Source organism: Streptomyces sp. NPDC000151 (assembly GCF_040301705.1).
Lineage (GTDB): Bacteria > Actinomycetota > Actinomycetes > Streptomycetales > Streptomycetaceae > Streptomyces.
This window is the reverse complement of sequence record NZ_JBEPFC010000110.1, coordinates 1-25,725: the sequence shown is the minus strand read 5'-3', so window position 1 is coordinate 25,725 and position 25,725 is coordinate 1. Positions and strand designations below refer to the sequence as shown.

Sequence of the window (25,725 nt, the reverse complement as noted above, 5' to 3'; positions counted from 1 at the left end):
GGAGGCCGGTGAGGACCAGCCGGCCGCCGCGGCGGAGCAGCCCGGCCGCCGTGCGGGCCGCGTCGGCGGAGCCCGCGGCCTCGATGACGACGTCGAAGTCGTCGGGCGCCGGCTCGTCGGCGGTACGGAAGGACGTCGCGCCGAAGTCGTACGCGAGCTTCTCCCGGTCCCGGCCGATGCCGACGACCAGCAGCTCGGCGGGCGATGCCGCGGCCAGGAACTGTACGGCGATCATGCCGAGCGTGCCCGTGCCGACCACCGCCACCCGCTCCCCCGGCCGCGCCTCCGCCTTCAGCGCCGCGGCGGCGACGCAGGCGGCGGGCTCCAGGAGCGCGGCGGCCGTGAGGTCGGCGCCGTCGGCCAGCGGGTGCAGCAGTCGGGCGGGCAGCAGCAGCGTGTCGGCCATCGCGCCGGGCTGGGTGAACCCGGTCTCCTCGTACCCGGCCGTGCACAGCGTCGTCTCGCCCGCGTGGCAGCGGGCGCACACCTGGCAGTTGCGGAAGCCCTCGCCGACGGTCTTCCGGCCGATGAGGGCCTCCGGTACGCCCTCGCCGACCGCCTCGACCGTGCCGGACCACTCGTGCCCGGGGATCACCGGGTACCGCACGTACCCGGCCGGGCGCGTGCCCTGGTACAGCTCGCGGTCGCTGCCGCAGACGCCGGACGCGTGCACCCGGATGCGGGCCTCGCCGGGGCCGGGATCGGCCGGGGCCGCGTCGACGATGCGGTACGCGCCGGGCGCGTCCAGGACGAGCGCGCGGCCGGTCACCGGTCCGTCCCGGCGGGGGCGCGCTTCTCCCAGCCCTCGGCCCAGAGGTCGAACCGGGCCTGCTGCTGCGGGAATTCGGCGGCCGCTTCGGTGTCCAGCTCGACGCCCAGGCCCGGCGCGTCGGGCAGCGCGAAGTAGCCGTCGACGACCTGCGGGGCGCCCTTGACCACCTTCTTGATCTCCGCGTCGGCGAAGTCGTTGAAGTGCTCCAGGATCTTGAAGTTCGGGGTGCAGCCGGCGACCTGGAGGGAGGCGGCGGTGAGCACGGAGCCGCCGACGTTGTGCGGCGCGATCAGTGTGTAGTGGGTCTCGGCGGTGGCGGCGAGCTTGCGGGTCTCCAGGATGCCGCCGAGGTGGCCGACGTCGGGCTGGATGATGTCGACGGCCTGCGACTCGAACAGCTCGCGGAACTCGATGCGGTCGTGGATGCGCTCGCCGGTGGCGACGGGGATGTCCACCTTGGCGGCGACCTTGCTGAGCGCCTTGAGGTTCTCCGGCGGTACCGGCTCCTCCAGCCAGGCGGGCTTGAAGGGCGCCATCTCGTGCGCGAGCCGGACGGCGGTGGCCGGGCTGAACCGGCCGTGCATCTCCAGCATCAGTTCCCGCTCGGGACCGATCGCGTCGCGTACCGCCTCGATCAGCGAGACCGCGTACACGGTCTGCTCGTGGTCGAGTTCGAAGTGCCCGGTGCCGAACGGGTCGATCTTCAGCGCCCGGTAGCCGCGCTCGACGACCGCCTGGGCGGCCTTGTGGTACGCCTCCGGGGTGCGCTCGGTGGTGTACCAGCCGTTGGCGTACGCCTTGACCTTGTCGGTGACCTTGCCGCCCAGCAGCTGCCAGACGGGCACCCCCAGCGCCTTGCCCTTGATGTCCCAGCAGGCCATCTCCACGCAGGCGATGCCGGACATCACGATCTCGCCGGCCCGCCCGTAGTCGCCGTACTTCATGCGGCGCACCAGGTCCTCCACGGCGAACGGGTCGGAGCCCGCGATGTGGTTGGCCTCCGCCTCGCGGAGGTAGCCGAGGAGCGCGTCGGTGTGGCCGAGCATGCGGGTCTCGCCGACGCCGGTGAGGCCCTCGTCGGTGTGGACCTGGACGTAGGTCAGGTTGCGCCAGGGCGTCCCGACGACATGAGTGGTGATTCCGGTGATGCGCACGGGAGGTGCCCCTTCGCGGCTCGCGGTGTCCTTGCTGCTTCGCGTTCGAAATTTCGTCACACGTTCGAAATGCTGCGAGATAGGTAATGCCACGACGGGAGCGGTGTCAACGGTCCCCGCACGGATTTCGCGTGCGCATTCAGAGGTGTTGACGGGGCGACAGGTCGGACGCGATCCTCACTGGGCGATATCCCGAGCATTGTCCGATATCTCGAACAGCCCGTTCCTTCGAACAGTCCGTCAAGGAGCGCACGATGCCCACCACGGCACCCTCTCCCGCATCCGCGAATTCACGGCCCCGGTCGCGAAGACGCGGCCGCCTCGCCCTCCTCACCGGAGCCCTGGTCGCCGCGCTCGCGGCGCCCGCCCTCGCCGCTTCCCCGGCGGCGGCGGACGTCACCGACTACACCCTGAACGTCGACTCCGCCCGCCAGGGCCCGGCCATCGACGACACCATGTACGGCGTCTTCTTCGAGGACATCAACCGGGCCGCCGACGGCGGTCTGTACGCCGAACTCCTGCAGAACCGCTCCTTCGAGTACGACCGCGCCGACAACGCCGCCTACACCCCGCTGACGTCCTGGAGTACGAGCGGCACCGCGAAGGTCGTGAACGACGACGGCCGGCTGAACGCGCGCAACCGCAACTACCTCTCCCTGGGCGGTAGTTCCTCCGTCACCAACTCCGGCTACGGCGGCGGCATCGCGGTGCGGAAGGGCGAGCGGTACGACTTCTCGGTCTGGGCCCGCACCGGCGAGGCGGCGGGCGCGCCGCTGACGCTCACCCTGCGGGACGCCTCGGGCGAGCTCGCCGCCGCCCGCCGCGTCACCGCGCGCGGCGGCTGGACGAAGTACGAGGCGGCCTTCACCGCCACCCGGACCTCCGCCACCGGCCGGCTCACCGTCGCCTCCGGCGCCCCCGTCGCACTCGACATGATCTCCCTCTTCCCCGGCGATACCTTCAAGCACCGCCCCAACGGCATGCGCAAGGACCTCGCCGAGAAGATCGCCGCCCTCCACCCCGGCTTCGTCCGCTTCCCCGGCGGCTGCCTGGTCAACACCGGCAGCCACGAGGGGTACGACGAGGCGTCCGGCTACCAGCGCAGGCGCTCGTACCAGTGGAAGGACACCGTCGGCCCCGTCGAGCAGCGCGCCACCAACGCCAACTTCTGGGGCTACAACCAGTCCTACGGCCTCGGCTACTACGAGTACTTCCAGTTCGCCGAGGACATCGGCGCGATGCCGCTGCCGGTGGTCCCCGCGCTGGTCACCGGGTGCGGCGAGAACAAGGTGACGGACGACCCTGCGCTGCTGAAGCGGCACGTCCAGGACACCCTGGACCTGATCGAATTCGCCAACGGCCCGGTGACCTCGGAGTGGGGCAAGAAGCGGGCCGCGATGGGCCACCCGAAGCCCTTCCACCTCACGCACCTGGAGGTGGGCAACGAGGAGAACGTCCCCGACGCGTTCTTCGCCCGCTTCAAGGAGTTCCGCGCCGCCATCGAGGCCAAGTACCCGGACGTCACCGTCATCAGCAACTCCGGGCCCGATGACAGCGGCACCACCTTCGACCGGGCCTGGCAGCTCAACCGTGACGCCAAGGTCGCCATGGTCGACGAGCACTACTACAACAGCCCGCAGTGGTTCCTGGAGAACAACGAGCGCTACGACTCCTACGACCGAGGCGGCCCCAAGGTCTTCCTCGGCGAGTACGCCTCCCAGGACAACCGCTTCGGCAACGCGCTGTCCGAGGCCGCGTTCATGACCGGCCTGGAACGCAACGCCGACGTCGTCAAGCTCGCCTCCTACGCCCCGCTGCTCGCCCGCACCGACTCCGTGCAGTGGCGCCCCGACATGATCTGGTTCGACGGCCAGAAGTCCTGGAGCTCGGCGAACTACGAGGTCCAGAAGCTGTTCATGAACAACGCCGGCGACCGCGTCGTCCCGAGCACCGCCTCCGGCACCCCGGCCACCACAGCCCCGATCACCGGCGCGATCGGCCTGTCCACCTGGGCGACCGGCGCCGCGTACGACGACGTGCAGGTCACCGGCGCGGACGGGAAGACGCTCTTCGGCGACGACTTCTCCGGCGGCGACAGCAAGTGGACCAAGGCGGCCGGGCGCGGCACGTGGCAGGTCGAGGACGGCGCGTACGTCCAGTCCGACGCCGCGGCCGAGAACACCCTCGTCACCGCGGGCGACCCCGGCTGGCAGAACTACGACCTGCACGTGAAGGCCACCAAGAAGTCCGGCAAGGAAGGCTTCATGGTCGCCTTCGGCGTCAAGGACACCGGCAACCACTACTGGTGGAACCTCGGCGGCTGGGGCAACACCCGCTCGGCCGTGGAGAAGACCACCGACGGCGCCAAGCAGACGCTGACCGAGGACGGCACGAAGATCGAGACCGGCCGGAGCTACGACCTGAAGGTGCAGGTCCGCGGGCGGCAGGTGACGCTGTACCTCGACGGCAAGAAGTGGGGCGGCTTCACCGACGACGCCAAGGCCGAGCCCTTCCGCCAGGTCGTGACGGAGGACAAGAAGACCGGCGAGCTGATCGTGAAGGTCGTCAACGCGCAGGACGCGGCCGCCCGGACGCGGATCGACCTCGGCGCGCGGAAGGTGGCGTCCACCGCCCGCCTCACCACGCTCCAGGGCGCCCCGGACGCGGTGAACACCGCCGACGAACAGCCGATCGCGCCCCGGCAGTCGACCCTGCGCGGCGTCGGCCGCCAGTTCACCCACACCTTCCCGGCCCACTCGGTCACGTTCCTCCGCATCAAGACCGGCTGACCCGCCCACCCGCCATGAAGGAGCACCGGATGTCCCGTACCGAACCGAGCCGCAGAGGCGTGCTGCTGGGCACGCTGGCCGTGACCGCGGCCGCCGGGCTGCCCGCCACGGCCGCCCACGCCGCGTCCGCCGGCCGCCACCGGCCCGCGGCGGCCTACCCGAACCCCCTGGTCAGGCAGCACGCCGACCCGCACATCCACCGCCACACCGACGGCTTCTACTACTTCACCGCGACCGTCCCGGAGTACGACCGCATCGTGCTGCGCCGGTCCCGTACGCTGCGCGGCCTGACGGACGCGCGCGAGAGCGTGCTGTGGCGCAAGCACACCACCGGCGAGATGGCCGCCCACATCTGGGCACCGGAGATCCACCACATCGACGGCCGCTGGTACGTCTACTTCGCGGCCGGCCGGTCCGACGACATCTGGAAGATCCGGATGTACGTCCTGGAGAACTCCCACCCGGACCCCTTCCAGGGAACCTGGGTCGAAAAGGGGCAGATCGCCACCGCCTGGGACACCTTCTCGCTGGACTCCTCCACCTTCACCCACCGCGGCCGGCGGTACCTGATCTGGGCCCAGCAGGAGCCGGGCATCGTCAACAACTCCAACGTCTACATCGCCCCGCTGGCCAACCCCTGGACGCTCGGCGGCCCGCCGGTGCGGCTCTCCTCGCCCACGCTGGAGTGGGAGACCCGCGGCTTCAAGGTCAACGAAGGCCCCTCGGTGCTCCAGCGCAACGGCCGGGTCTTCCTGACGTACTCCGCCAGCGCCACCGACAGCAACTACTGCATGGGGCTGCTCACCGCGGACGCGCGCGCCGACCTGCTGGACCCGGCCTCCTGGACCAAGTCGCCCGTACCGGTCTTCACCAGCAACGAGACCACCGGCCAGTACGGCCCGGGGCACAACTCCTTCACGGTCGCCGAGGACGGCCGCACCGACGTCCTCGTCTACCACGCCCGGCAGTACAAGGACATCACGGGCGACCCGCTGAACGACCCCAACCGGCACACCCGCGTCCAGCGGCTGGGCTGGCACGCGGACGGCACACCGGACTTCGGCGTGCCGGTCGCGGACACCGTCCGCTAGCGGGTCGTCAGGGTCGAGGCGCGGACCACCAGCTCCGGGGCGAGCACGACCTGCCGGTGTTCGTGGTCCGCAGCCCGGTCGCCGGTCTCCTCGATCAGCATCTCGGCCGCCGTCCGGCCCATGAGCCGGGCGGGCTGCCGTACGGAGGTGAGCGGCACGGCGGCGGCCGCGGCGAACTCGATGTCGTCGTACCCCACCAGGGCGATGTCGTCGGGGACCGCGAGGCCGGCGCTGTAGAGCGCCTGGAAGACGCCGAGCGCGAGCAGGTCGTTGGCGCAGAAGACCGCGGTCGGCCGGGGCGACATGCCCAGCAGCCGGGCGCCCGCGTCCCGGCCCGCCGCGACGTCCATCCGCTCCGCCTCGATGTGCCGCAGCGCCGACTCCGGCAGGCCGCTCTCGCGCAGCGCCTGGAGTGCCCCGGTACGCCGGTCCTGGCACTGGGTCAGGAACATCGGCCCGCTGACGTAGACCAGCCCCTCGTGGCCCTGTTCGACGAGGTGCCGGGCGGCCAGCGCGCCGCCGGCCACGTCGTCCACCGAGACCGAACAGCCCTCGGCGCTGCCGAGGACGCGGTCGACGAAGACGAGCGGGATGTTGCGGGGCCGGAAGCGCGCGAGCGTGCCGCCGGTCAGGTCGGCCGGCGTGATCAGCACGCCGCGCACCTGCTGCTCGGCGAAGAGGGAGAGGTACTCCGCCTCCTCGGCCGGGCTCTGGGCGCTGTTGCAGAGCATCACGCCCAGCCCCTCCTTGCGCGCGGCGCGCTCCGCGCCCGCCGCGACGTCGACGAAGAAGGGGTTGCCCATGTCGAGCACGAGCAGCGCGATGATCCGGCTGCGGCCCGCGCGCAGCTGGCGCGCCGACTCGCTGCGGACGTAGCCCAGCGCGGTGATGGCCGCCTGCACCCGCTCGCGGGTCTCCTTCGCGACCATGTCGGGACGGTTGATCACATTGGAGACCGTGCCGATGGAGACGCCTGCCTGGCGTGCGACATCCTTGATACCCACCGTGTGCGCCACACCCGCCATGCTACGCACTCCGCCTTTCCCGCTCGACGCCGCCGGCCGCCGCGCCCCGTGGGGGCGAGCGCGACGGCCGGCAGCTGTGCCCGGCGTTCCGATACCGGGCGGGTGTCGAGGGTTGCTCGCTCGACGTGTCGAGGGCTTACTCGACGATCTTCAGCAGCTTGTTCGGCGTGCCCTCACCCGGGTTGGAGATCTTGTCCGCGGTGGCACCGTCGGTCAGCGCCTTGGTGACGTCAGCGGGCTTGGCGTCCTGGTGACCTGCCAGGTAGACCGCGGCGGCGCCCACGACGTGCGGGGTGGCCATCGAGGTGCCCGAGATGGTGTTGGTGGCGTCGTCACCCTCGTTCCAGTCCGAGGTGATGTCGGTACCGGGGGCATAGATGTCGACGATGCTGCCGAAGTTGGAGTAGTCGGCCTGCTTGTCGTCCTTGTCGCTGGCGGCCACCGTGATGGCGTCCTTGACGCGGGACGGCGAGCCCTGGCCCGCGTCGGTGGACTCGTTGCCGGCCGCGACGCCGAAGGTGACACCGGAGTCGATGGCCTTCTGGACGGCCGCGTCGAGCGCCTCGTCGGCGCCGCCGCCGAGGGACATGTTGGCGACCGAGGGACCCTGGTGGTTCTTGGTGACCCAGTCGATGCCGGCCACGACCTGCTCGGTGGTGCCGGAGCCCTGGTCGTCCAGCACGCGGACGGCCACGATCTTGGCCTTCTTGGCGACGCCGTGCGCGGCACCGGCGATGGTCCCCGCGACGTGCGTGCCGTGGCCGTTGCCGTCGTCGGCGCTGTCGTCGTTGTCGACCGCGTCGAAGCCGGAGGACGCGCGGCCCTCGAAGTCCTTGTGCGTGGTGCGCACGCCGGTGTCGATGACGTACGCGGTGACGCCCTCACCCGCGCTGTCCGGGTAGTTGTACTTGCTGTCGCCCGCGGTGTCCTCCTGGTCGATGCGGTCCAGACCCCACGACGGCGGGTTGTCCTGGGTGGCGTCGATGGAGAACTTCTTGTTCTGGACGACCTTGTCGACGGCCGGGTCGGCGGCGAGCCGCTTGGCCTCGGTCTCGTTCAGGCCGGTGGCCGAGAAGCCCTCCAGGGCCGCGCTGTAGTTGCGCTTGACCTTGCCGCCGTACTCCGCGGCGAGGTCCTTGTTCTCGGCCGTGCGGGCCTGGTCCTTGAGCATGACGATGTAGCTGCCGCTGACGGCGGACTTGGCGCTCGCGCCGTAGATCTTGCCCTCTGCGGGGGTGGCGTCGGCGGTGACCGCGGTGACGGCCGCGATGCCGGTCGCGGCGACGACGGCGGTTATGCCGGTGATCAGCCGCTTCTTGCTGGAACGCTTGTGAGCCATAGCGAGGGTTCTCCTCGTTTGGTGGTGTGGGGGGAAAGCGTTGCGTTGTGGCCCGGCCGCACGAGAAAATCTGCGGCGGGCTGGCTCGAAACCCTGACTGATTGACGCGTCCAATTCAAGACTCCCCCGCGGGTGTGACATAGGCAACAACCTTACAAAAATGCAAATACCGTCACACCCGGTCAAATTGAGCGCTTGAGTTGACTCTGGTTGCCTCAACTCCCGTCACATTGCGGCAACATGGGGAAATAATCACCCTGCGAAACCCGTGCGTCGCTCAGCGCTGATAACGGGCGAGAACGAGATTTCCGTCGTCCACCAGCCGGCCGCGCAGCTCTTCCGAGCCGATCGCGCCGCTGTAGTACTCCTGCAGCCCCGGCGTGGCGATCTTGTCCTTCCACTCCGGATAACCGCGTACGGACTGCGCGGGCGCGGCCCGGAGCGTGCCGGCCAGCGCCGTCCCCGTGGCCCAGCCGTACTTCGCTTCTTTGAGCCGGTGATCGCGCAGTGCCTCGGTGCCCGTGGGCAGCATCCAGTCGCCGAGCGCCAGCCGCACCATGTTGTCCGGGCGCAGCAGGAAGGCGACGAACGCCATCGCCTCCTCCTTGCGCGGGCAGTCGGCGGCGATCGAGAGCGTCTGCGGGCTCACTCCCTGGGCGTGCGCGCTCCCTGAGGGCGCCGGCAGCACCGTCCACTCGAAGCCCTTGGGGGCTTGTTGAACGATCTGCTGCCGGTACGAGAAGCCGAGCGGCACCATCGCGTACCGCCCGGCGAAGAACCCGGGGAGCGTGTCCGAACCGCCCATGCCGAGCGTGCTGCGGGCCGCGCTGCCGTCGGCGTGCACCTGGTCGCGGACGGTCCGCGGCACGACCTGGTCGGCCGCGTCGAAGCGGACCTCGGAGCGGCCGTCGGCGCGGCGGTGGAAGAGCCGGCCGCCGGTCGACAGGGCGAGGTTCAGGGTCGCGGAGACCGGCTCCTTCAGGGGCCAGGCGACGCCGTACTGGCGCCCGTCCCGGCCTTCCCGGCCTTCCCGGGTCAGCCTTTCGGCCGCTGCCCGGAACTCGGCCCAGCTCCAGGGGCGCTCCGGTGTGGGCACGCGCACCCCGGACGCGGCGCGCAGCAGCTTCCGGTTGGCCATCAGGACGCGCGGCTCCTGGAGGAAGGGCACCCCGTAGACGCGCCCTTGGAACGTGCCGGTCCGCCAGCTGTGCCGCGGGATGTCGGCGGTGAGCCGGTCCGGCAGCAGTCCGGTGAGGTCGGCGAGGTAGCCGCCGTACGCGAAGTCGGCGAGGTCGTCGGAGGCGTCGTGGATGATGTCGGGCGCCTCGCCGCCCTCGAAGGCGGTCAGCAGCTGGTCGTGGACGGTGGGCCAGGCGCCCTGCACGTACTCGACGGGGCTGCGCGGGTGCTGCCGGTTCCACTCGGCGACCAGCGCCTTGTTGGCCCGTACGGACTCCGCCTGCCAGGCCAGCGACTGGAAGCGCAGGGGGCGGCGGGGGCCGGACGCCTTCGGACCGCTGGAGCAGGCGGTGGCGATGCCTACGGACGCGACGGCGCCCAGGAACGTGCGACGGCGCATCGGCGCGCGAACGGGCTCGGGCATCGGCGCGCGGGCGGGCCCGGACATCGGGGCGCCGGCGGGCTCGGGCATCAGCTCTTCACCGCCCCGGTCAGCATCCCGCCCGTGATGCGGCGCTGGATGACGGCGAAGAGGAGCAGGCTCGGCACGGTGGCGAGCAGCGCGGCGGCGGCGAGCGGGCCGAGGTCGGCGGCGCCCTCCGCACCGAGGAAGTGCGTGAGGACGACCGGCATCGTCTGTTTCTCCGGCGACTTGAGCAGGACGAGCGCGAAGAAGAACTCGTTCCAGGCGGTGATGAAGGCGAACAACCCGGTGGCGACGATCCCGGGCACGAGCAGCGGAGCGGTCACGGAGACCAGCGTGCGCACCCGGCCCGCACCGTCCACGGCCGCCGCCTCCTCCAACTCGGCCGGCACGGCCCGTACGTACCCGGTGAGCATCCACAGCGCGAACGGCAGCGACCACACCACGTAGACCAGCGTGAGCCCGCCCAGCGAGTCCACCAGGTGCACGGCCTTGAGCAGCAGGAACAGCGGAATGATCACCAGCACCAGGGGGAACGCCTGGCTGACCACCACCCACCCGGTCGCGGCCCGCGCCAGCCGCGTACGGAAGCGCGCGAGCACGTACGCCATCGGGGTGGCCACCACGACGGCCAGCAGCGCGGCCCCCGCCGCCGCGAGCAGGCTGTTGGCAGCCGAGCGCAGCAGCGGCTGCTCGTCGAAGGCGGCACGGAAGTTGGCGAGCGTCGGATCGTGCGGCACCCAGGTCGGGTCGATGCTGCCGAGCTCGCGCGGGGGTTTGAAGGCGGTGGACACCAGCCACAGGAACGGCAGCAGCAGGAAGAGCAGGTAACAGAGGAGGGCGAGGTACTGGCCGGCGCGGGTGGCGGCCGTACGCCTGCGGCGAGTGGTCATCGCTCGTCCTCCCCGGCGCGCAGGCGGCCCGCGAGGTACCCGGCCAGCAGGATCGCGACGACGGCGACCATCGCGAGCCCCATCGCCGCCGCGTAACCGAACTGCCCGTACCGGAACGCCTCCTCGTACGCGAAGAGCATCGGCAGCCGAGTGCGCCCACCCGGCCCGCCGTCCGTCAGCACGAAGACCAGCGCGAAGGAGTTGAAATTCCAAATGAAATTCAGCGCACTGATCGCCAGCGCCACCGGGCGCAGCGCGGGCCAGGTGACCGTACGGAACCGCCGCCAGGCGCCCGCCCCGTCCATCGCCGCCGCCTCGTGCAGCTCGCGCGGCACGTTCTGCAGGCCGGCCAGCAGCGGCACGGTGGTCTGCGGCAGGCCCGACCAGATGCCGACGACGATGACGGCGGGCAGCGCGGTCGCCAGGCCGCTCAGCCAGTCGCGGCCGTCGCCGAGCCCGAGGCCGCGCAGCGTCTCGTTGAGCACGCCCGCGTCCGGGTGGTACACGAGCCGCCACATGATGCCGACCACGACCTCGGGCATCGCCCACGGCACGATGGCCAGCGCCCGGGCCAGCCAGCGCAGCCGCAACTTCTCGTTGAGCAGCAGGGCGAGGCCGAGCGCCAGGAAGAACTGCGGGACGGTGACGCCCAGCGCCCAGACCAGCCCGATGCGGAAGGAGTCCCAGAAGAGCGTGTCCCGGAACAGGTCGGCGAAGTTGAGCAGCCCCACCCACTGGGTGGGTTCGGTACGCCCGGACTGCGCGTCGGTGAAAGCCAGCGCGACACCGTAGAGAAGCGGGCCGACGCTCAGCACGAGGATCGGTATCAGCGCGGGCAGCACGAGGAACCACACGCCGTGGTCGCGGCGCGGTCCGGCACCGGCCCGGGGGCCTGACCGCTTCGCCGCGGTCATGAGGGTCACGGCAGGGGCTCCTTGGCGCGGCTCGGTCCGAAACGTCCGGTACATCCGATACGGAACGGCCGGGCGCGCCCAGACGCGCGGACAGCCGTCGTCATCGTCGTGACAGCGGGGGGCGCCGTCAACAGGTACGACCGCGAGAACGGGATGCGGGAAGGCCGCGGGGACCGGTTGTCAGACCCTCCTGAGAGACTGTGGATGATCGAGACGCTGCAGGAGGCGGAGCACCATGACCGAGGCGAGTGGCGGAGCGGATTCCGTGGCGGGTACGCCCTTCACGGAGGCGCGCGCACGGGACGTCCTGGCCGCGGCCGGAAGGCCGGAAGCCGCGGCGGACGCGAAGCTGCTCGCACTGGGCGAGAACGCGGTCTTCGCGCTCGGCGACACGGGCCCCGTGATCCGGGTCGGCCGCAGCGCCGAGCTGCTGGAGCGGGCCGAGCGGGAGTTGCGGGTGGCCGGCTGGCTGGCCGAGACGGGCGTACCGGCGGTGCGCGCGGCGGAACCGGCGGCCCGGCTGGTGGACGGCCATCCCGTGACGTTCTGGGAGCGACTGCCCGAGGCGATACGGCCTGCGGGGCCGGGTGACCTCGCCGAGCTGCTGCGGCGGGTGCACGCGCTGCCCGAGCCGCCGTTCGCGCTGCCCCGGCGGGAGCTGCTGGGCGGCGTGGAGCGCTGGCTGCGGCTGGCGGGGGACGCGGTGTCGCGGGAGGACGCGGAGTATCTGCGCGGCCGCCGGGACGCCTTCGCCGCCGCGGCCACGGCCCTGGAGCCGCACCTGCCGCGCGGCCCCATCCACGGCGACGCGCTGCCGCGTAACGTCCATGTGGGCCCGGACGGCCCGGTCCTGGTCGACCTGGAGACCTTCTCGCGCGACCTGCGCGAGCACGACCTGGTGGTCATGGCGCTCAGCCGCGACCGGTACGGCCTGGGCGCCGACGCGTACGACACCTTCGTACGGGCCTACGGCTGGGACGTGCGGGACTGGGAGGGCTGCGCCGTGCTCCGCGGCTCCCGCGAGACCGCCAGCTGCGCCTGGGTCTCCCAGCACGCCCCGGGCAACCCCGCGGCCCTGAAGGAATTCCGCCGCCGGATCGCCTCCTTGCGGGAGAGGGACGCGGCGGTGCGCTGGTACCCGTTCTGAGGCGCAGCACCAATATTCTGAGGCGCAGCACCAATATTCAGTGTCGCTCGCGCCCGCCCGCGGGCTAACGTCCCGGCCCATGCCCGACACCAGCGACACCACACCCACTGCGCGCACGACGCAGGCACAGGCGACGCAAACAGCACAAGCGGAACAGGCGGCGCAGACAGCAGAAGCGGCGCAGGCGGCGCAGCCCGCGGAGACGGCAGGGCCGCCGCGGCTGTCGCAGCTCGCCTTCCACGGGCCGCTGTCCGAGGAGCGGGCGGAGCGGATGGTCCGGCGGGTCGCCGCCGCCCGGCCGGCCACCGTGCTCGACCTCGGCTGCGGCTGGGGCGAGTTCATGCTGCGGGTGCTCGACGCGGCGCCCGGCGCCACCGGGCTCGGCATCGACCTCAACGCCGACGACCTGGCCAGGGGCCGGGCCAACGCCGCGGCCCGCGGGCTCGCCGGGCGCGTGGAGTTCGCCGAGGAGTCCGGGCACGGGACCACGCGGGGCCCCGCCGACCTCGTGCTCTGCCTGGGCTCCGGCCACGCCGTGAGCGGCCCCGAGTCGCCGCACAACTTCCGCACCGTACTGCGCGAGCTACGCCGGCTCGTCGCCCCCGGCGGCCGCGTGCTGTACGGCGAGGGCTTCTGGCAGCGCCCGCCGGCCGCGGCCGAGCTGGCCCGGATGTGGCCCGGGGCCACCGCCCAGGACCACCTGAGCCTGGCCGAACTCGTCGACCTCGCCGTCGAGGAGGGCTTCCGCCCGGCCTGGGTGGAGACGGCGAACGGCGACGAGTGGGAGGCGTTCGAGTCGGGCTACCGCTACGACGTCGAGGAATGGCTCGCCGCCCACCCCGACCACCCGCTCGCCCCGGAGAGCCGTGAGCGGGCCGACGCCCACCGCGCCTCCTGGCTCTCCGGCTACCGCGACCTCCTCGGCATCGCCTATCTCACTCTCGTCCCGGTCGGACCCGCCCCGCGCCCCTAAGGTGTTTTTCCGTCCTCTCACTTGAGACACCGATGGAGACACCGATGGCCATTCGCCGTGTCGTGCCCAACGTCCAGTCCGAAACGGTGGGCGAAAGCCGAGACTTCTACGGACTCCTGGGGTTCGAGGAGGTCATGGACCTCGGATGGATCACGACGCTCGCCTCCCCGTCCAGCCCGGCCTCCCAGGTCAGCTTGATGACACATGACCTGACGGCCCCGGTCGTCCCCGACCTGAGCGTGGAGGTGGACGACGTGGACGCGGCCTATGCCGCCATGCGGGAGAGCGGCGCCGAGATCGTCCATCCCCTGCAGAACGAGGAGTGGGGCGTGCGGCGCTTCTTCGTCCGCGACCCCAACGGCCGGGTGGTCAACGTACTGGCGCACCGCTGACGCCCGCTCCCCCATACGCGCCTCATCCATACGCGCCTCATCCATACGCGCCTCATCCGTGCGGTATCAGCGGCCAGGCCGGCTCCACACGGGCCGAGGGGTCGGCCGTACGGCGCAAGTAGCGCTGGAAGGAGGCGGCCTGGTCGGCGGCCGCCTTGCGCTGCAGGGCGTGCAGGGCCGGCAGCGACAGGCCCGCTACCTCCGGATGCTTCGCACCTATCCGGCGGGCCACTTCGACGGCGGCCACGGCGTCAGCCCCCGCTTCGTGCGCCGCGTCCAGCGTCACGCCGTAGTGCGCGCACAGTGCCTGGAGGGTGCGCTTGCCCTTTCGGTACGTGTCGAGGTGCTTGTCGAGGACGAGCGGGTCGACGACCGGGGCCGGGTCCGTGCCGAGCCGGTCGGACAGCGGCGGTATGCCGTGCCGGCGGCACTCGCGGTCCAGCAGCGAGAGGTCGTACCGGGCGTTCATCACCACCAGCGGTGTCCCCGCGCGCAGCGCCGCTTCGAGCGCGTCCGTGATCTCCGCCAGGCCCTCGGCGGCCGGGCGGCCGCGCAGCCGCACGACGTCGGTCGAAAAGCCGTGGATGGCCGCCGCTTCGGACGGTATCGGCACGCCGGGGTCGATCACCCAGCTCAGCGCCGGGGCCGCCCGCCCCGCCGCGTCGAGCCGGATGACGGCCGCGGTGACGACCCGGTCGGTCTCGACGTCGGTGCCCGTGGTCTCCAGGTCGAAGCCGACCAGCGGTTCCTTGTGCCAGCTCATGCGGCCTCCTTCAGTGGTGCGTCCCCCGTGTCGCACGCGACCGCGGCCGCTACAGGCCCGCCCGATCGGCGGGCCTCGCCCGTCCGCGATCTCGTGTGCCTTTACTCTCCCACGCACCACTGACAACGCCCCCGGCTCCCGCCCCTTCCCGGGTACGCGGCCCTAGGGTGACCGGCATGGATCTTCAACTGGCCGGGCGGGCTGCGCTGGTGACCGGGAGCAGCGGCGGGATCGGCGCGGCGGTCGCCGCGCTGCTGGCCGCCGAGGGCTGTGACGTGCTGGTGCACGGGCGGAACACGGCAGCCGCCGAGGAGGTCGCGCGCCGCGCCGCGGAGCACGGCGTCCGCGCCGACGTGGTGCTCGGCGACCTCGTCGAGCCGGACGGCGCGGAGCGGGTGGCCGCCGCGGCGCGGGTTTTCGGGGTACACATCCTGGTCAACAACGCGGGCCCGTTCGCCGAGCACGACTGGGACGGCGTACGGGAGGAGCACTGGCGGACCGCTTTCGACGGGAATGTCCTGTCCGCGGCGCGGCTCACGCAGGCGCTGCTGCCGTCGCTCCGCGCGCACGGCTGGGGCCGGGTGATCAACATCGGCAGCCGGGCGGTGCGGACGCCGCTGCCGAACATGGTCGAGTACTCAGCCGCCAAGGCCGCGGTGGTGAACATGACGACGAGCCTGGCCCAGCACCTCGCCGGTACGGGGATCACGGCGAACTGTGTGAGCCCGGGCGTCATCGAAACGCCCTCGATGCGCCGGATGTTCGAGGAGCGCGGCGAGCCGGCGGCGGAGGGTGCGGCCCGGTACGCGCCCAACCCCGTCGGCCGGCTGGGGCGCGCGGAGGACATCGCGGGCGCGGTGCTGTACCTCGCGAGCCCCTTCGCCGACTACGTGAACGGCATCGAGCTGCGCGTCGACGGCGGCATCACGGGCACGCCCTGAGCCGACGCCCCCGGGTGCCGCAGCGCACCAGGGGCACAGCGCACCGGGTCACGACACCGGCCGCGCGTCCGCCCACACGCTCTCGAATTCCTCGCGGTACACCTCGAAGAGCCCGTGGTCGCTCTCCCGGCCGTCCTCGTGGCGCACGACCTCCCGGCCGCCGCCGCGCAGCACCAGGACCGGCACCTCCATGCCCCGGCTCTTGCGCAGATAGGACTGGACCACGGCTATGCCGTCCGGGCCGTCCCCGTCGACGAGGTACGCCGTGAAGCGCGGCGTCTCGTCGAAGACCTGGATCTCGAACGCGTTCGGATCGCGCAGCCGGGCCCGCACCCGCCGCATGTGCATGATGTTCATCTCGATCGAGCGGCTCATCTCGCCCTTCTTCAGGCCCAGCTCCCGCTCGCGGCGGCGGACCGCGCTGCTGGCCGGGTTGAGGAAGAGCAGCCGTACCCGGCAGCCGGACTCGGCGAGCCGGACCAGCCGGCGGCCCGAGTAGTTCTGCACGAGGAGGTTCAGCCCTATCCCGACCGCGTCGAGCCGCCGCGCGCCCCCGAAGAGGTCCTCGGCGGGCAGCTGGCGCTGCAGCCGCACCCGGTCGGGGTGGACGCCGACGACATCGGCGTAGCGGTCGCCGACCAGGTCCTCGACCGCGTCGATGGGCAGCCGCCCGGCCGTACGGGTGCCGATGCCGGAGCCCAGTATCTCCAGGAGGCGCGCGGAGGCGCGTTCGGCCTGGGCGAGCACCGTCTCGGAGAGCGCGCGGTTGCGGGAGACGATGTTGCGGGCCACCTCCAGCTCGTCCAGGCCCAGCTCGACGTCGCGCCGGTCGTCGAAGTACGGCTCGAAGCAGGGCCAGTGCTGGACCATCAGCTCGCGCAGCTGCGGGAGGGTGAGAAAGCTGAGGATGTTGTCGTCGGCGGGGTCCAGGAGGTACCCCTTGCGGCGGCTGACCTCCCGTACGGCGACCGCGCGGTGCACCCACTCCTGCCCGGCGGGCCCGGCGGCCGCGACCACCCACTCGTCGCCGTGCACCGGCTCGTAGATGGGGCGCAGCACGGCCGCGACAACGGCGCGCAGCCGTTGTTCGACCAGATTCAGCCAGATGTACGCACGCCCGGCGCGTCTGGCGCGGGTGCGGACCTCGCTCCAGGCATCGGCGCCCCACTCCAGTTCCGCCCCGATCTCCATGGGGCGCGCGAGGGACACCGCGCCGGGCGGTGTGTCGATGGAGCCGCCCTCATGACCATCGTCACCAGGAGGCAACTCCAACCCGCCCGAGCTCACCTGTACACCGCCTTCCGAACCCCCGTGCCAACGATCAAGGCACCCTACTGCGGGTCCGGGAGGGGGTGCAGCCCGATGAGCCGACTCTTCCACCAACTCCCCTTATTCGCTGTGCCCGTTGTGTCCGGAAACGGGAGGGGGACGTGAGCGGAGTCATAGCGGAGTCATGACGGAGTCACCGGGAGCCGCACGGGAGTCCCGGCGGACTCTCCCCTCGTCACACCCCTCGTCAGGAGTCTCCGGCGGCTCGGAAGGCGCTCGGGAACGAGGCCGAAACTGATTGCTCAAGAGTCGCGACACGCCCACGAGGCCCCTTACGGCGCACTATGACGTCATACGTGGCGAGCCGCGGTCGGACACCTGACCGTTCCCCCGGTCGGAGGACCCTGTTTCGCGGCAGGTTGCCTGCCTTTCGGCGAAGATCTCGCGAACATCCCACTGTTCCTCGCTCATCGGGGAAGAATTCCGGTTTGGTCCGCGGTCGTGAGTCCGTCGCGGCGCCCCTCTAGGAAGTGGAAGAGTCGACGCATGCAGGTCTGGCCGGGACAGGCGTATCCGCTAGGTGCCACGTACGACGGTGCGGGCACCAATTTCGCGGTGTTCTCCGAGGCGGCACAACGTATCGAGCTGTGTCTGCTGCACGACGACGGTTCGGAGACAGCGGTCGAGCTCCGCGAATCCGACGCGTTCGTCCGTCACGCGTATCTGCCCGGCATCATGCCGGGGCAGCGGTACGGCTTCCGGGCGCACGGCCCGTACGAGCCGGCCAAGGGTCTGCGCTGCAATTCGGCGAAATTGCTGCTCGACCCGTACGCCCGGGCGGTCAGCGGCGCCATCGACTGGGACGAGGCGGTCTACGGCTACCACTTCGGCAAGCCGGAGAGCCGCAACGACCTGGACTCGGCGCCGCACACGATGGCGTCGGTCGTCGTCAATCCGTACTTCGACTGGGGCGACGACCGGCCCCCGCGTACGGACTACCACGAGACCGTGATGTACGAGGCGCACGTCAAGGGCCTGACGATGCTGCACCCGGAGCTCCCCCAGGAGCTGCGCGGTACGTACGCGGCGCTGGCGCACCCCGTGATCATCGACCACCTCCGGGAGCTCGGGGTCACGGCACTGGAGCTGATGCCCGTACACCAGTTCGTCAACGACCATCGGCTGGCGGACGAGGGCCTGGCGAACTACTGGGGCTACAACACGATCGGCTTCTTTGCGCCACACAACGCGTACGCCTCCTGGGGCGACCGCGGCCAGCAGGTGCTGGAATTCAAGTCGGCGGTGCGCGCGCTGCACCAGGCGGGCATCGAGGTCATCCTCGACGTGGTCTACAACCACACGGCCGAGGGCAACCACATGGGGCCGACGCTGTCCTTCCGGGGGCTGGACAACGTCTCGTACTACCGGCTGACCGACGACCCGCGGTACTACATGGACACCACGGGCACGGGCAACAGCCTCCTGATGCGCAGCCCGCACGTGCTCCAGCTGATCATGGACTCGCTGCGCTACTGGGTGACCGAGATGCGGGTGGACGGCTTCCGCTTCGACCTCGCGGCCACGCTGGCCCGACAGTTCCACGAAGTGGACCGGCTGTCGTCCTTCTTCGACCTGGTCCAGCAGGACCCGGTGGTCAGCCAGGTGAAGCTGATCGCCGAGCCGTGGGACGTCGGCGAGGGCGGCTACCAGGTGGGCAACTTCCCGCCGCTGTGGACCGAGTGGAACGGCAAGTACCGCGACACCGTGCGCGACCTGTGGCGCGGCGAGCCCCGTACGCTCGCGGAATTCGGGTCCCGGCTGACCGGTTCGTCCGACCTGTACCAGGGCGACGGGCGCCGGCCGCTCGCCTCCGTCAACTTCGTGACCTGCCACGACGGCTTCACGCTGCACGACCTCGTCGCGTACAACGAGAAGCACAACGAGGCCAACGGCGAGGACAACCGGGACGGCGAGAGCTTCAACCGCTCCTGGAACTGCGGCGCCGAGGGCGAGACGGACGACCCGGAGGTGCTGGAGCTGCGGGGCCGGCAGATCCGCAACTTCATCGCCACCCTGATGCTCTCGCAGGGCGTGCCGATGCTCAGCCACGGTGACGAGTTCGGGCGCACCCAGCAGGGCAACAACAACGCCTACTGCCAGGACAACGAGCTGGCGTGGGTGCGCTGGCCCAAGGAGGGCGAGGACGGCCAGGACCAGGGGGCGCTGGAACTGCTGAAGTTCGTGCGGCAGATGGTGTGGCTGCGGCGCGACCACCCGGTGTTCCGGCGGCGCCGCTTCTTCCACGGCCGCCCCATGGAGGGCACGCACGACGAGCTCTCGGACATCTCGTGGTTCACGGCCGAGGGCGAGGAGATGCGGCAGCGGGACTGGCAGGCCGCGCACGCCAAGTCGCTGGCGGTGTTCCTCAACGGCAGCGCGATCTCCGAGCCGGGCAAGCGCGGGGAGCGGATCTCCGACGACTCGTTCCTGCTGCTGTTCAACGCGCACGGCGAGGAGAAGGAGTTCACCGTGCCGATGGACCACGGACGGCAGTGGCAGGCCGTGGTGGACACCGCGCGCCCGGAGGCGGTCGCCGAGGGCGGCCCGAAGGTGCGGGCCGGCGACACGCTCACCCTGGTGGGGCGGAGCCTGATGGTGCTTCAGCGGCCGGCCTGACGGGGAGCGGTGTGCCCGGCCCTTCCGGCGGCGTACGGAAGCGGACGGTCAGCGCCAGGCACAGTACGAGGACGGCGGCGGCGACCGCGACGGCGAAGGCGGCCGGCGGGCCGTACGACTCGGCCAGCCGCCCCGAGAGGGCCAGCGCGAGCGCCTGCCCGCCGACGACCGAGCTGGTCAGGAAGGCCATCGACTCGGCCATCCGGCGCGCGGGCACCAGCCGTTCGGTGAGCGCGAAGATCGTGATGAGGTGCGGCGCGAAGGCCACGCCGAGCACCACGACCACCGCGTACAGCGCGCCCAGGGAGCCGACGAACAGCAGCGGTACGGAGAGCACGGCCAGGCCCACGGCGGCGGCCCGCCAGCGGGCCGGCAGGCCGATCCGGGCCGGCACGAGGACGAGCGACAGCCCGGCCACGGCGCTCATCACGCCCATCGCCGCGTAGACCAGGCCCGCGTGGCCGGGAGCGCCGAGCCGTTCGGTGAGCGCGGTGATGCCGGCCTGCGAGGCGCCGAACATGGCGCCCTGCAGGGCCATGGAGACCCGCAGGGCGTGCGCACCGGCCGGGATGCGGGGGCGGTCGCGCCGGGCCGTCCTGCGGCGTTCTCGCGCGTCGGCGTGTCGCCGCCACCGCGGCCGGGGAGCCGCCCCGTCGGTGCGCGCGCCCGGCCCGTCGGTGCGCGCGCCCGGCCCGTCGGTGCGCGCGCCCGGCCGGCTTCCCTTCGGCGCCGTCAGCCCCGCCGTCCGGTGCAGCGCGAACGCCGAGCCGCACGTCGCCAGCAGCAGCGCCGCGAGCCCCAGGGCGACGGCCGGGTGCGCGACCGCCGCGGCCACCCCCACCAGCGCCGGGCCGAGCACGAAGGACACCTCGTCCAGCGTGCCCTCCCAGGAGAGCGCGGCGTTCACCGTGCGCTCGTCGGCGCCGGAGCGCCGTACCAGGGCGACCAGCCGGGTCCGGGCGAGCGGCCCCACCTGGGGCACGGTCAGCCCGGCGAGCAGCCCGAGGAGGGCCAGCGGGAGGGTCGCCACGTGGGACAGCGCGGCGAGCACCAGGGCCGTGACGGCGAGCGCGTTGGCCCAACAGGCCGCCAGGACCACCGGGCGCTGGCCGTGCCGGTCGGCGAGCCGGCCGATGAGCGGCCCCGCCACGGTCTGCCCGGCGGCCAGCGCGCCGCCGGCCACGCCGGCCGTCGCCAGGCTGCCGCTGGTCTCCGTGACCAGCAGGACGCTCCCGAGCTGGCACATGGCGGTGGGCAGCCGGCCGAGGAAGGAGACGGCGGGCAGCACCGGGCCGGTCGTGGCGAGCACGGTGCGGTAGGTGGCCAGTACAGCGGTCATCGCCCGACGCTATCGGTGGAGGGGCCGGTCACCGTATGGGCAGGACGTACGAACGAAAAACGGGGCACACCCCGCCCGATCGGATGAAGCAACAAGGCACCGCGCGGGTACGTGTGTCCCCATGACGCCCGAATTCAGCGCGCCGCCCACCGCCACCTACCGGCTCCAGCTCCAGCCCGGCTTCCCGTTCGCCGCGGCCGAGAAGGCCGTGCCGTACCTCGCGGCCCTGGGCGTCTCGCACCTGCACCTCTCCCCCGTGCTCGACGCCGTCCCCGGGTCGGCGCACGGCTACGACGTGGTGGACCACTCCGTGGTCCGCGCCGAGCTGGGCGGCGAAGAGGGGCTGCGCTCGCTGGCCCGGACGGCCGCCGCACACGGCCTGCGGCTCGTGGTGGACCTGGTGCCCAACCACATGGCCCGGCCGGCCCCCGCCTCCTTGAACGGGCCGCTGTGGTCCGTTCTGCGGGACGGGCCCGCCTCCCCCTACGCCCGCTGGTTCGACATCGACTGGGAGGGCGGGCACGGCGGACGGCTGCTGATGCCCGTACTGGGCGGGCGGCTGGCCGACGAGCTGCCCCGGATGCGCATCGAGGGGGACGTGCTGCGCTACCACGAACACGCGTTCCCCATCCGTCCCGGTACCGAGCGGCTGCCGCTCCCGCAGCTCCTCGATGCGCAGTGGTACCGGCTCTCCTGGTGGCGACTGGCCCGCACCGAGCTGAACTACCGGCGCTTCTTCACCATCTCCGAGCTGATCGCGGTCCGCGTCGAGGACCCCGAGGTCTTCCGGGCGACGCACGCCACGGTGCTGCGGCTCGTGGAGGACGGCGTGATCGACGGGCTGCGCATCGACCACCCGGACGGGCTCGCGGACCCCACGGGCTATCTGGCGCGGCTGCGGCAGGCCACGGGCGGGCGCTGGACGGTGGTCGAGAAGATCCTCACCGGCGACGAACAACTCCCGGAGAGCTGGGCCTGCGCAGGCACCACGGGCTATGACGCGCTGCGCCACATCGACGGGCTCTTCGTGTGCCCGGACGGCGCCGACCGGCTCTTCGGCGTCTACCGCGACGCCGTGGCCCCGTTGGCCGACCGCGGCGGCGACTGGGAGGAAACGGTACGGCAGGCGGCGTACGAAGTCGTCACCCACGAGCTGTCGGCCGAGGTCGACCGACTGGTGCGTACGGCGGCGCGCATCAGCGAGCGCGCGCCGCACCACGGCGACCACGCCCCGTGGGCGCTGCGCCGCGCCCTGCACGAACTGCTCGTCCGGCTCCCGGTGTACCGCCCGTACGCGCACGACCCGTGGTGCGCGGAACGGGACGCCGCGATGCTGGCGGCGGCCGCCGAGGGCGCGGCCGCCGCCTTCGAAGTGCGCGAGGAGGCCCGCTCCGTGGCGCTCGTGCGCGACCTGGCACTGGGCCGCCTGCGGGACGGCTCCGGGGACGACAGCGCGGACCACGACGACTTCGCCGCCCGCTTCGCGCAGACCGCCTCCGCGCTGCACGCCAAGTCGGTGGAGGACCGCGCGTTCTACCGGTACGCGCCCCTGCTGTCCGCCTGTGAGGTCGGCGGCGAGCCCGGAGCGCCCGCGGTCACCGCGGCCGCGTTCCACGCCTTCTGCGCCCGCCTTCAGGAGACCTGGCCCACGTCCGGAACGGTGCTGTCCACCCACGACACCAAGCGCAGCGCCGACGTCCGGGCCCGCCTCGCCGCCCTCAGCGAGTGCCCCGAAGGCTGGCGCGAGGTGCTGACCCGGCTGAACGCCCGCGCGGCCCGCACGATGGACGGCCTCGACCCCGATCCGCAGATGGCGTGGACGGCCTGGCAGACGGCGTTCGGGCTGGCCGGCACCGCCGCGGCCGCTCCTGGCGCGGCGGTCGTCCCCTCCTGCGGGCCGGCGGGTGCCCCGGGGCCGGCGGGCGGCGGCATCTCCTTCGAGCGGCTCGCGCCGGCGGTACTGAAGGCCGTGCGGGAGGCCGGGCTGCACACCACGTGGACCGAACAGAACTCCTGGTACGAGGAGTCGGTCACGGAGTTCCTGAAGGCGGGCCCGTGCAGCGCCGCGGCCGCCGCCGAACTGGCCGCGTTCGCCGACGAGCTGGCCCCCTTCATCCGCGCCAACGTGCTCGGCGCGGCGCTGCTGCACCTCACGATGCCGGGCGTCCCCGACCTCTATCAGGGCACGGAGCACGAGTACTTGGCGCTCGTCGACCCGGACAACCGCGCCCCCGCGCGCTTCTCGCCGGAGTTCCTGGCCGACGTGGACGGCGGCGGGGACGGCAGCGGCGGCCCGGCCGGCGACCCGTACGGCACGCCGGGGCTCTCCGCCGAGAAGCTGCGGCTGACCGCGACGGCGCTGCGGCTGCGCCGGGCGCACCCGGAGTGGTTCGGCCCGCAGGGCACGTACCGGCCGCTGCACGCCACCGGCGACCCGTACGGCCACTGCGTGGCCTTCGCCCGCGCCGACCGCGCGGTGACCGTGGCCACCCGGCTCTCGCTTCGCCTCGCCGAGTCCGGCGGCTGGCACGCGGCCGCCCTCCAGCTCCCCGGCGGGCCGTCCGCGACCTGGCGCGACCTGCTCACCGGCCGCGACTTCGAAGGCTCCGTAATCCCGCTGGCCGCCCTCCTGGACCGGTGGCCGGTGGCCCTACTGGTGCTCAACGCCCCGTGAGCCAGCGCCCCGTGAGCCAGCGCCCCGGAGTCAGCGCCCCGTGAGCACGTAGGCCACGCTGCCGAAGGTGACGTGGTCACCGGGGTTGACGGCGACCTCGCCGAGGACGCGACGGCCGTTGACGTACGTGCCGTTCATGGAGCCGAGGTCGCGCAGCAGCCAGACGTCGCCGGAGGTGCGGAGCTGGGCGTGGGAACGCGAGACCGTGTCGTCGTTGAGCCGCAGGCCCGCACCCGGGGCGCGCCCTATCAGGAGGGGGAACGGCCCGGGGGACGGCAGCAGCAGCTTGGGGAGGCGCTCCGTGCGCCATGCCCTGCGGACCATGATGTGGAAAGCGGACACCTTGCCCACCGCGCGCAGCACGGCGCCCTCGAAGCGGCCACGCGTGGCCAAGTCACCGGTCGCCCGGTCCAGTTCACTGCGCTGCCGGGCGGTGAGCACCAGCTCCAGGCGGCGCAGGAAGGTGTCCTGGGACAGCCGCCCGTCTGCCGCGCCCTCGCGCAGCAGCGCCAGCGCGCGATCCCGCTCGGCATCCGACAAACGGGCCGGTCGCGCCGGGAATTCGAGCGATGTCATGGCGCGATTGTCCGGCGGCTTCCGGCCTTCTGTCCAGGCAGCACCCGGGGCAACGGAAATTCGCTCGCGCCGCGCGGGCCGGGCGGCTAGTGTGCGGGCACGCGAACGGCCCACGGCAGGCGGGCCGGTGAGGCGAGCGGAAGGAGGCGGGACGGCATGTACGGCACGGCCATCGACCTGATCGCGCGCTCCGGCGCCGCCCGCCGCATACGCTGACGGGCCGTCGGCAGCGCGCCTCCCGAGAGGACTCGTACCCCCATGACCGATCTGGTCATCCGCGCGCTCACCGAAGGCGACGCGCACCTCTTCCACACCCTGCACGACCCCACGGCCCCGCTCCTGGGGCACGACCACTTCGGCCGGCCGTACGCCACGGTCGCGGCCGGCGGCGAGTACCGCCCCGACTGGACGTGGGTCGCGCTGCGCGACGGCGTCGTCGTGGCGCGCGCCGCGTGGTGGGCCGGCCCGGACGACACCCGCCCGATCTCCCTGGACCGGCTGGACTTCGCGCCCGGCGAGGCCGCCGCGGCGGCCGAGCTCCTGCGTGCCGCTCCGCTGTCGGCGGAGTACGTGCTGATGCTGCCGCCCGGCTGGCGTGCGCAGCGGGACGTGCGGGCCGCGGCCGAGGCCCGTATGGACGTCGTACGGGCCGCCGGGCTGCGCCCGATGGTCGAGCGCTTCCGGTACTCCTGGACCCCCGAGTGCGGCGTGCCCGCGGACCCGGGGCGGCTGGTCTTCCGCCCGGAGCCGGACGACGAGGCGATCCTGGACGTGCTGCGCCAGGTGGAGCGCGGTTCGCTGGACGCGCACGCCCGGCGGGCCGTCACCGAGGGCGGCGTGGAGCAGGCCGCCCGGGAGGAGCTGGAGTTCTTCCACTGGTGCCCGTCGCCGCGCGACTGGTGGCGGGTGGCGTACACGCCCGAGGGGGAGGTCGTCGGCCTGCACGTCCCGGCGCGCAACCACACGGCGCCCATCGTGGCGTTCATCGGCGTGGTCCCGGCGCAGCGCGGCCACGGTTACGCGTACGACCTGCTGGCCGACTGCACACGCGGGCTGGCCGCGCTCGGCGTGGACCGGATCGTCGCCGAGACGGACCAGCACAACACCCCAATGGCGGCGGCATTCGCCAAGGCGGGGTACCCCGTCACCCAGGAGCGTGCTTTCTTCGACGGGTAGAGGAAGGAGACCACGTGCTCTTCGAGGTGTGGGCACCGGACGCCGGTCGGGTGGAGCTCGTACGGGAGGACCGGGCCGCTCCGATGACGCGCTGTCCTTCCCGTACGGGCTGGTGGCGGGCCGAGGTGGCGGCCCGCCACGGGGACCGGTACGCCTTCCGGCTGGACGGCGGCGAGATCGGAAGAGCGTCGGGGAGGGAAAGAGTGTAAAATGCCCGGT

At 72.3% G+C, this 25,725-nt stretch carries 21 protein-coding genes; 10 read left to right on the top strand and 11 right to left on the bottom strand.

All coding sequences use genetic code 11. The annotated features are described in order from the left end of the window. Nucleotides 1–769 (bottom strand): zinc-dependent alcohol dehydrogenase (locus ABT381_RS25730; protein ID WP_351598771.1); only part of this gene is annotated, 769 nt, incomplete at its 3' end. Further along, entirely contained in the window at nt 766–1,926 is a 1,161-nt protein-coding gene (locus ABT381_RS25725; protein WP_351598769.1) for a mandelate racemase/muconate lactonizing enzyme family protein, read from the bottom strand. The genes ABT381_RS25730 and ABT381_RS25725, both read right to left, overlap by 4 nt. 254 nt (nt 1,927–2,180) lie before the next feature. On the opposite strand from ABT381_RS25725, the gene ABT381_RS25720 reads away from it, so the two are divergent. Both ABT381_RS25720 and ABT381_RS25715 read left to right on the top strand, forming a co-directional pair. After that, nucleotides 2,181–4,715, top strand: a complete 2,535-nt coding sequence (locus ABT381_RS25720) for an alpha-L-arabinofuranosidase family protein (protein WP_351598767.1) — start codon at nt 2,181–2,183, stop codon at nt 4,713–4,715. A 29-nt stretch (nt 4,716–4,744) separates the two neighbouring features. Continuing rightward, nucleotides 4,745–5,806: a glycoside hydrolase family 43 protein gene (locus ABT381_RS25715; RefSeq protein ID WP_351598765.1), complete on the top strand. Its 1,062-nt coding sequence runs from the start codon at nt 4,745–4,747 to the stop codon at nt 5,804–5,806. On the opposite strand, the gene ABT381_RS25710 is transcribed toward ABT381_RS25715, so the two are convergent. The 5 genes from ABT381_RS25710 to ABT381_RS25690 all read right to left on the bottom strand — a co-directional run bounded on the left by ABT381_RS25710 (nt 5,803) and on the right by ABT381_RS25690 (nt 11,589). Next, nucleotides 5,803–6,822 carry a LacI family DNA-binding transcriptional regulator gene (locus tag ABT381_RS25710; RefSeq protein WP_467754160.1) on the bottom strand — a complete coding sequence of 340 codons (1,020 nt, stop codon included), beginning with the start codon at nt 6,820–6,822 and terminating at the stop codon, nt 5,803–5,805. The two genes, ABT381_RS25715 and ABT381_RS25710, sit on opposite strands and share 4 nt — an antisense overlap. Nucleotides 6,823–6,967: 145 nt before the next feature. Next, entirely contained in the window at nt 6,968–8,170 is a 1,203-nt protein-coding gene (locus tag ABT381_RS25705) for a S8 family peptidase (protein ID WP_351598761.1), read from the bottom strand. A gap of 277 nt (nt 8,171–8,447) precedes the next feature. Then, the gene (locus tag ABT381_RS25700; RefSeq protein WP_351598773.1) at nt 8,448–9,749 is read right to left on the bottom strand and encodes an ABC transporter substrate-binding protein; all 1,302 of its coding nucleotides are present in this window, start codon (nt 9,747–9,749) and stop codon (nt 8,448–8,450) included. A gap of 71 nt (nt 9,750–9,820) precedes the next feature. Then, entirely contained in the window at nt 9,821–10,666 is an 846-nt protein-coding gene (locus ABT381_RS25695; protein WP_351598759.1) for a carbohydrate ABC transporter permease, read from the bottom strand. Continuing rightward, nucleotides 10,663–11,589, bottom strand: coding sequence for a carbohydrate ABC transporter permease (locus ABT381_RS25690; RefSeq protein WP_351598757.1), 927 nt, complete (start codon nt 11,587–11,589; stop codon nt 10,663–10,665). Before ABT381_RS25690 ends, ABT381_RS25695 begins: the two co-directional genes overlap by 4 nt. 226 nt (nt 11,590–11,815) lie before the next feature. On the opposite strand from ABT381_RS25690, the gene ABT381_RS25685 reads away from it, so the two are divergent. From ABT381_RS25685 to ABT381_RS25675, 3 genes are all read left to right on the top strand, one after another. Beyond that, nucleotides 11,816–12,727, top strand: a complete 912-nt coding sequence (locus ABT381_RS25685) for an aminoglycoside phosphotransferase family protein (protein WP_351598755.1) — start codon at nt 11,816–11,818, stop codon at nt 12,725–12,727. 79 nt (nt 12,728–12,806) lie between these two features. Continuing rightward, on the top strand, nt 12,807–13,700 hold the full coding sequence (locus tag ABT381_RS25680) for an SAM-dependent methyltransferase (protein ID WP_351598753.1): 894 nt from the start codon (nt 12,807–12,809) through the stop codon (nt 13,698–13,700). A gap of 44 nt (nt 13,701–13,744) precedes the next feature. Next, the gene (locus ABT381_RS25675) at nt 13,745–14,092 is read left to right on the top strand and encodes a VOC family protein (protein WP_351598751.1); all 348 of its coding nucleotides are present in this window, start codon (nt 13,745–13,747) and stop codon (nt 14,090–14,092) included. Between the two features lie 52 nt (nt 14,093–14,144). Here the strand turns inward: ABT381_RS25675 and ABT381_RS25670 are convergent, their stop codons facing one another. Further along, the gene (locus ABT381_RS25670) at nt 14,145–14,855 is read right to left on the bottom strand and encodes a 3'-5' exonuclease (protein ID WP_351598749.1); all 711 of its coding nucleotides are present in this window, start codon (nt 14,853–14,855) and stop codon (nt 14,145–14,147) included. Nucleotides 14,856–15,031: 176 nt separating this feature from the next. On the opposite strand from ABT381_RS25670, the gene ABT381_RS25665 reads away from it, so the two are divergent. Then, nucleotides 15,032–15,796 carry an SDR family NAD(P)-dependent oxidoreductase gene (locus ABT381_RS25665; protein ID WP_351598747.1) on the top strand — a complete coding sequence of 255 codons (765 nt, stop codon included), beginning with the start codon at nt 15,032–15,034 and terminating at the stop codon, nt 15,794–15,796. Between the two features lie 48 nt (nt 15,797–15,844). On the opposite strand, the gene ABT381_RS25660 is transcribed toward ABT381_RS25665, so the two are convergent. Further along, nucleotides 15,845–17,083 (bottom strand): DUF5919 domain-containing protein, encoded by a 1,239-nt coding sequence (locus tag ABT381_RS25660; RefSeq protein WP_351598745.1) that lies wholly within the window; start codon nt 17,081–17,083, stop codon nt 15,845–15,847. Nucleotides 17,084–17,611: 528 nt separating this feature from the next. Between ABT381_RS25660 and glgX the strand changes: the two genes are divergently transcribed. Then, nucleotides 17,612–19,741 carry a glycogen debranching protein GlgX gene (glgX, locus tag ABT381_RS25655; RefSeq protein ID WP_351598743.1) on the top strand — a complete coding sequence of 710 codons (2,130 nt, stop codon included), beginning with the start codon at nt 17,612–17,614 and terminating at the stop codon, nt 19,739–19,741. On the opposite strand, the gene ABT381_RS25650 is transcribed toward glgX, so the two are convergent. After that, entirely contained in the window at nt 19,695–21,080 is a 1,386-nt protein-coding gene (locus ABT381_RS25650; protein WP_351598741.1) for an MFS transporter, read from the bottom strand. The two genes, glgX and ABT381_RS25650, sit on opposite strands and share 47 nt — an antisense overlap. Nucleotides 21,081–21,201: 121 nt before the next feature. On the opposite strand from ABT381_RS25650, the gene treY reads away from it, so the two are divergent. Beyond that, entirely contained in the window at nt 21,202–23,754 is a 2,553-nt protein-coding gene (gene treY, locus ABT381_RS25645) for a malto-oligosyltrehalose synthase (protein ID WP_351598739.1), read from the top strand. Nucleotides 23,755–23,784: 30 nt separating this feature from the next. On the opposite strand, the gene ABT381_RS25640 is transcribed toward treY, so the two are convergent. Then, nucleotides 23,785–24,330, bottom strand: coding sequence for an FHA domain-containing protein (locus ABT381_RS25640; protein ID WP_351598737.1), 546 nt, complete (start codon nt 24,328–24,330; stop codon nt 23,785–23,787). A gap of 258 nt (nt 24,331–24,588) precedes the next feature. Between ABT381_RS25640 and ABT381_RS25635 the strand changes: the two genes are divergently transcribed. Together ABT381_RS25635 and ABT381_RS25630 are read left to right on the top strand one after the other, a co-directional pair. Continuing rightward, complete coding sequence (locus ABT381_RS25635) at nt 24,589–25,506, top strand: GNAT family N-acetyltransferase (protein WP_351598735.1); 918 nt, start codon at nt 24,589–24,591, stop codon at nt 25,504–25,506. Nucleotides 25,507–25,520: 14 nt separating this feature from the next. After that, on the top strand, nt 25,521–25,715 hold the full coding sequence (locus ABT381_RS25630; RefSeq protein ID WP_351598733.1) for an early set domain-containing protein: 195 nt from the start codon (nt 25,521–25,523) through the stop codon (nt 25,713–25,715). Nucleotides 25,716–25,725: the final 10 nt, after the last annotated feature.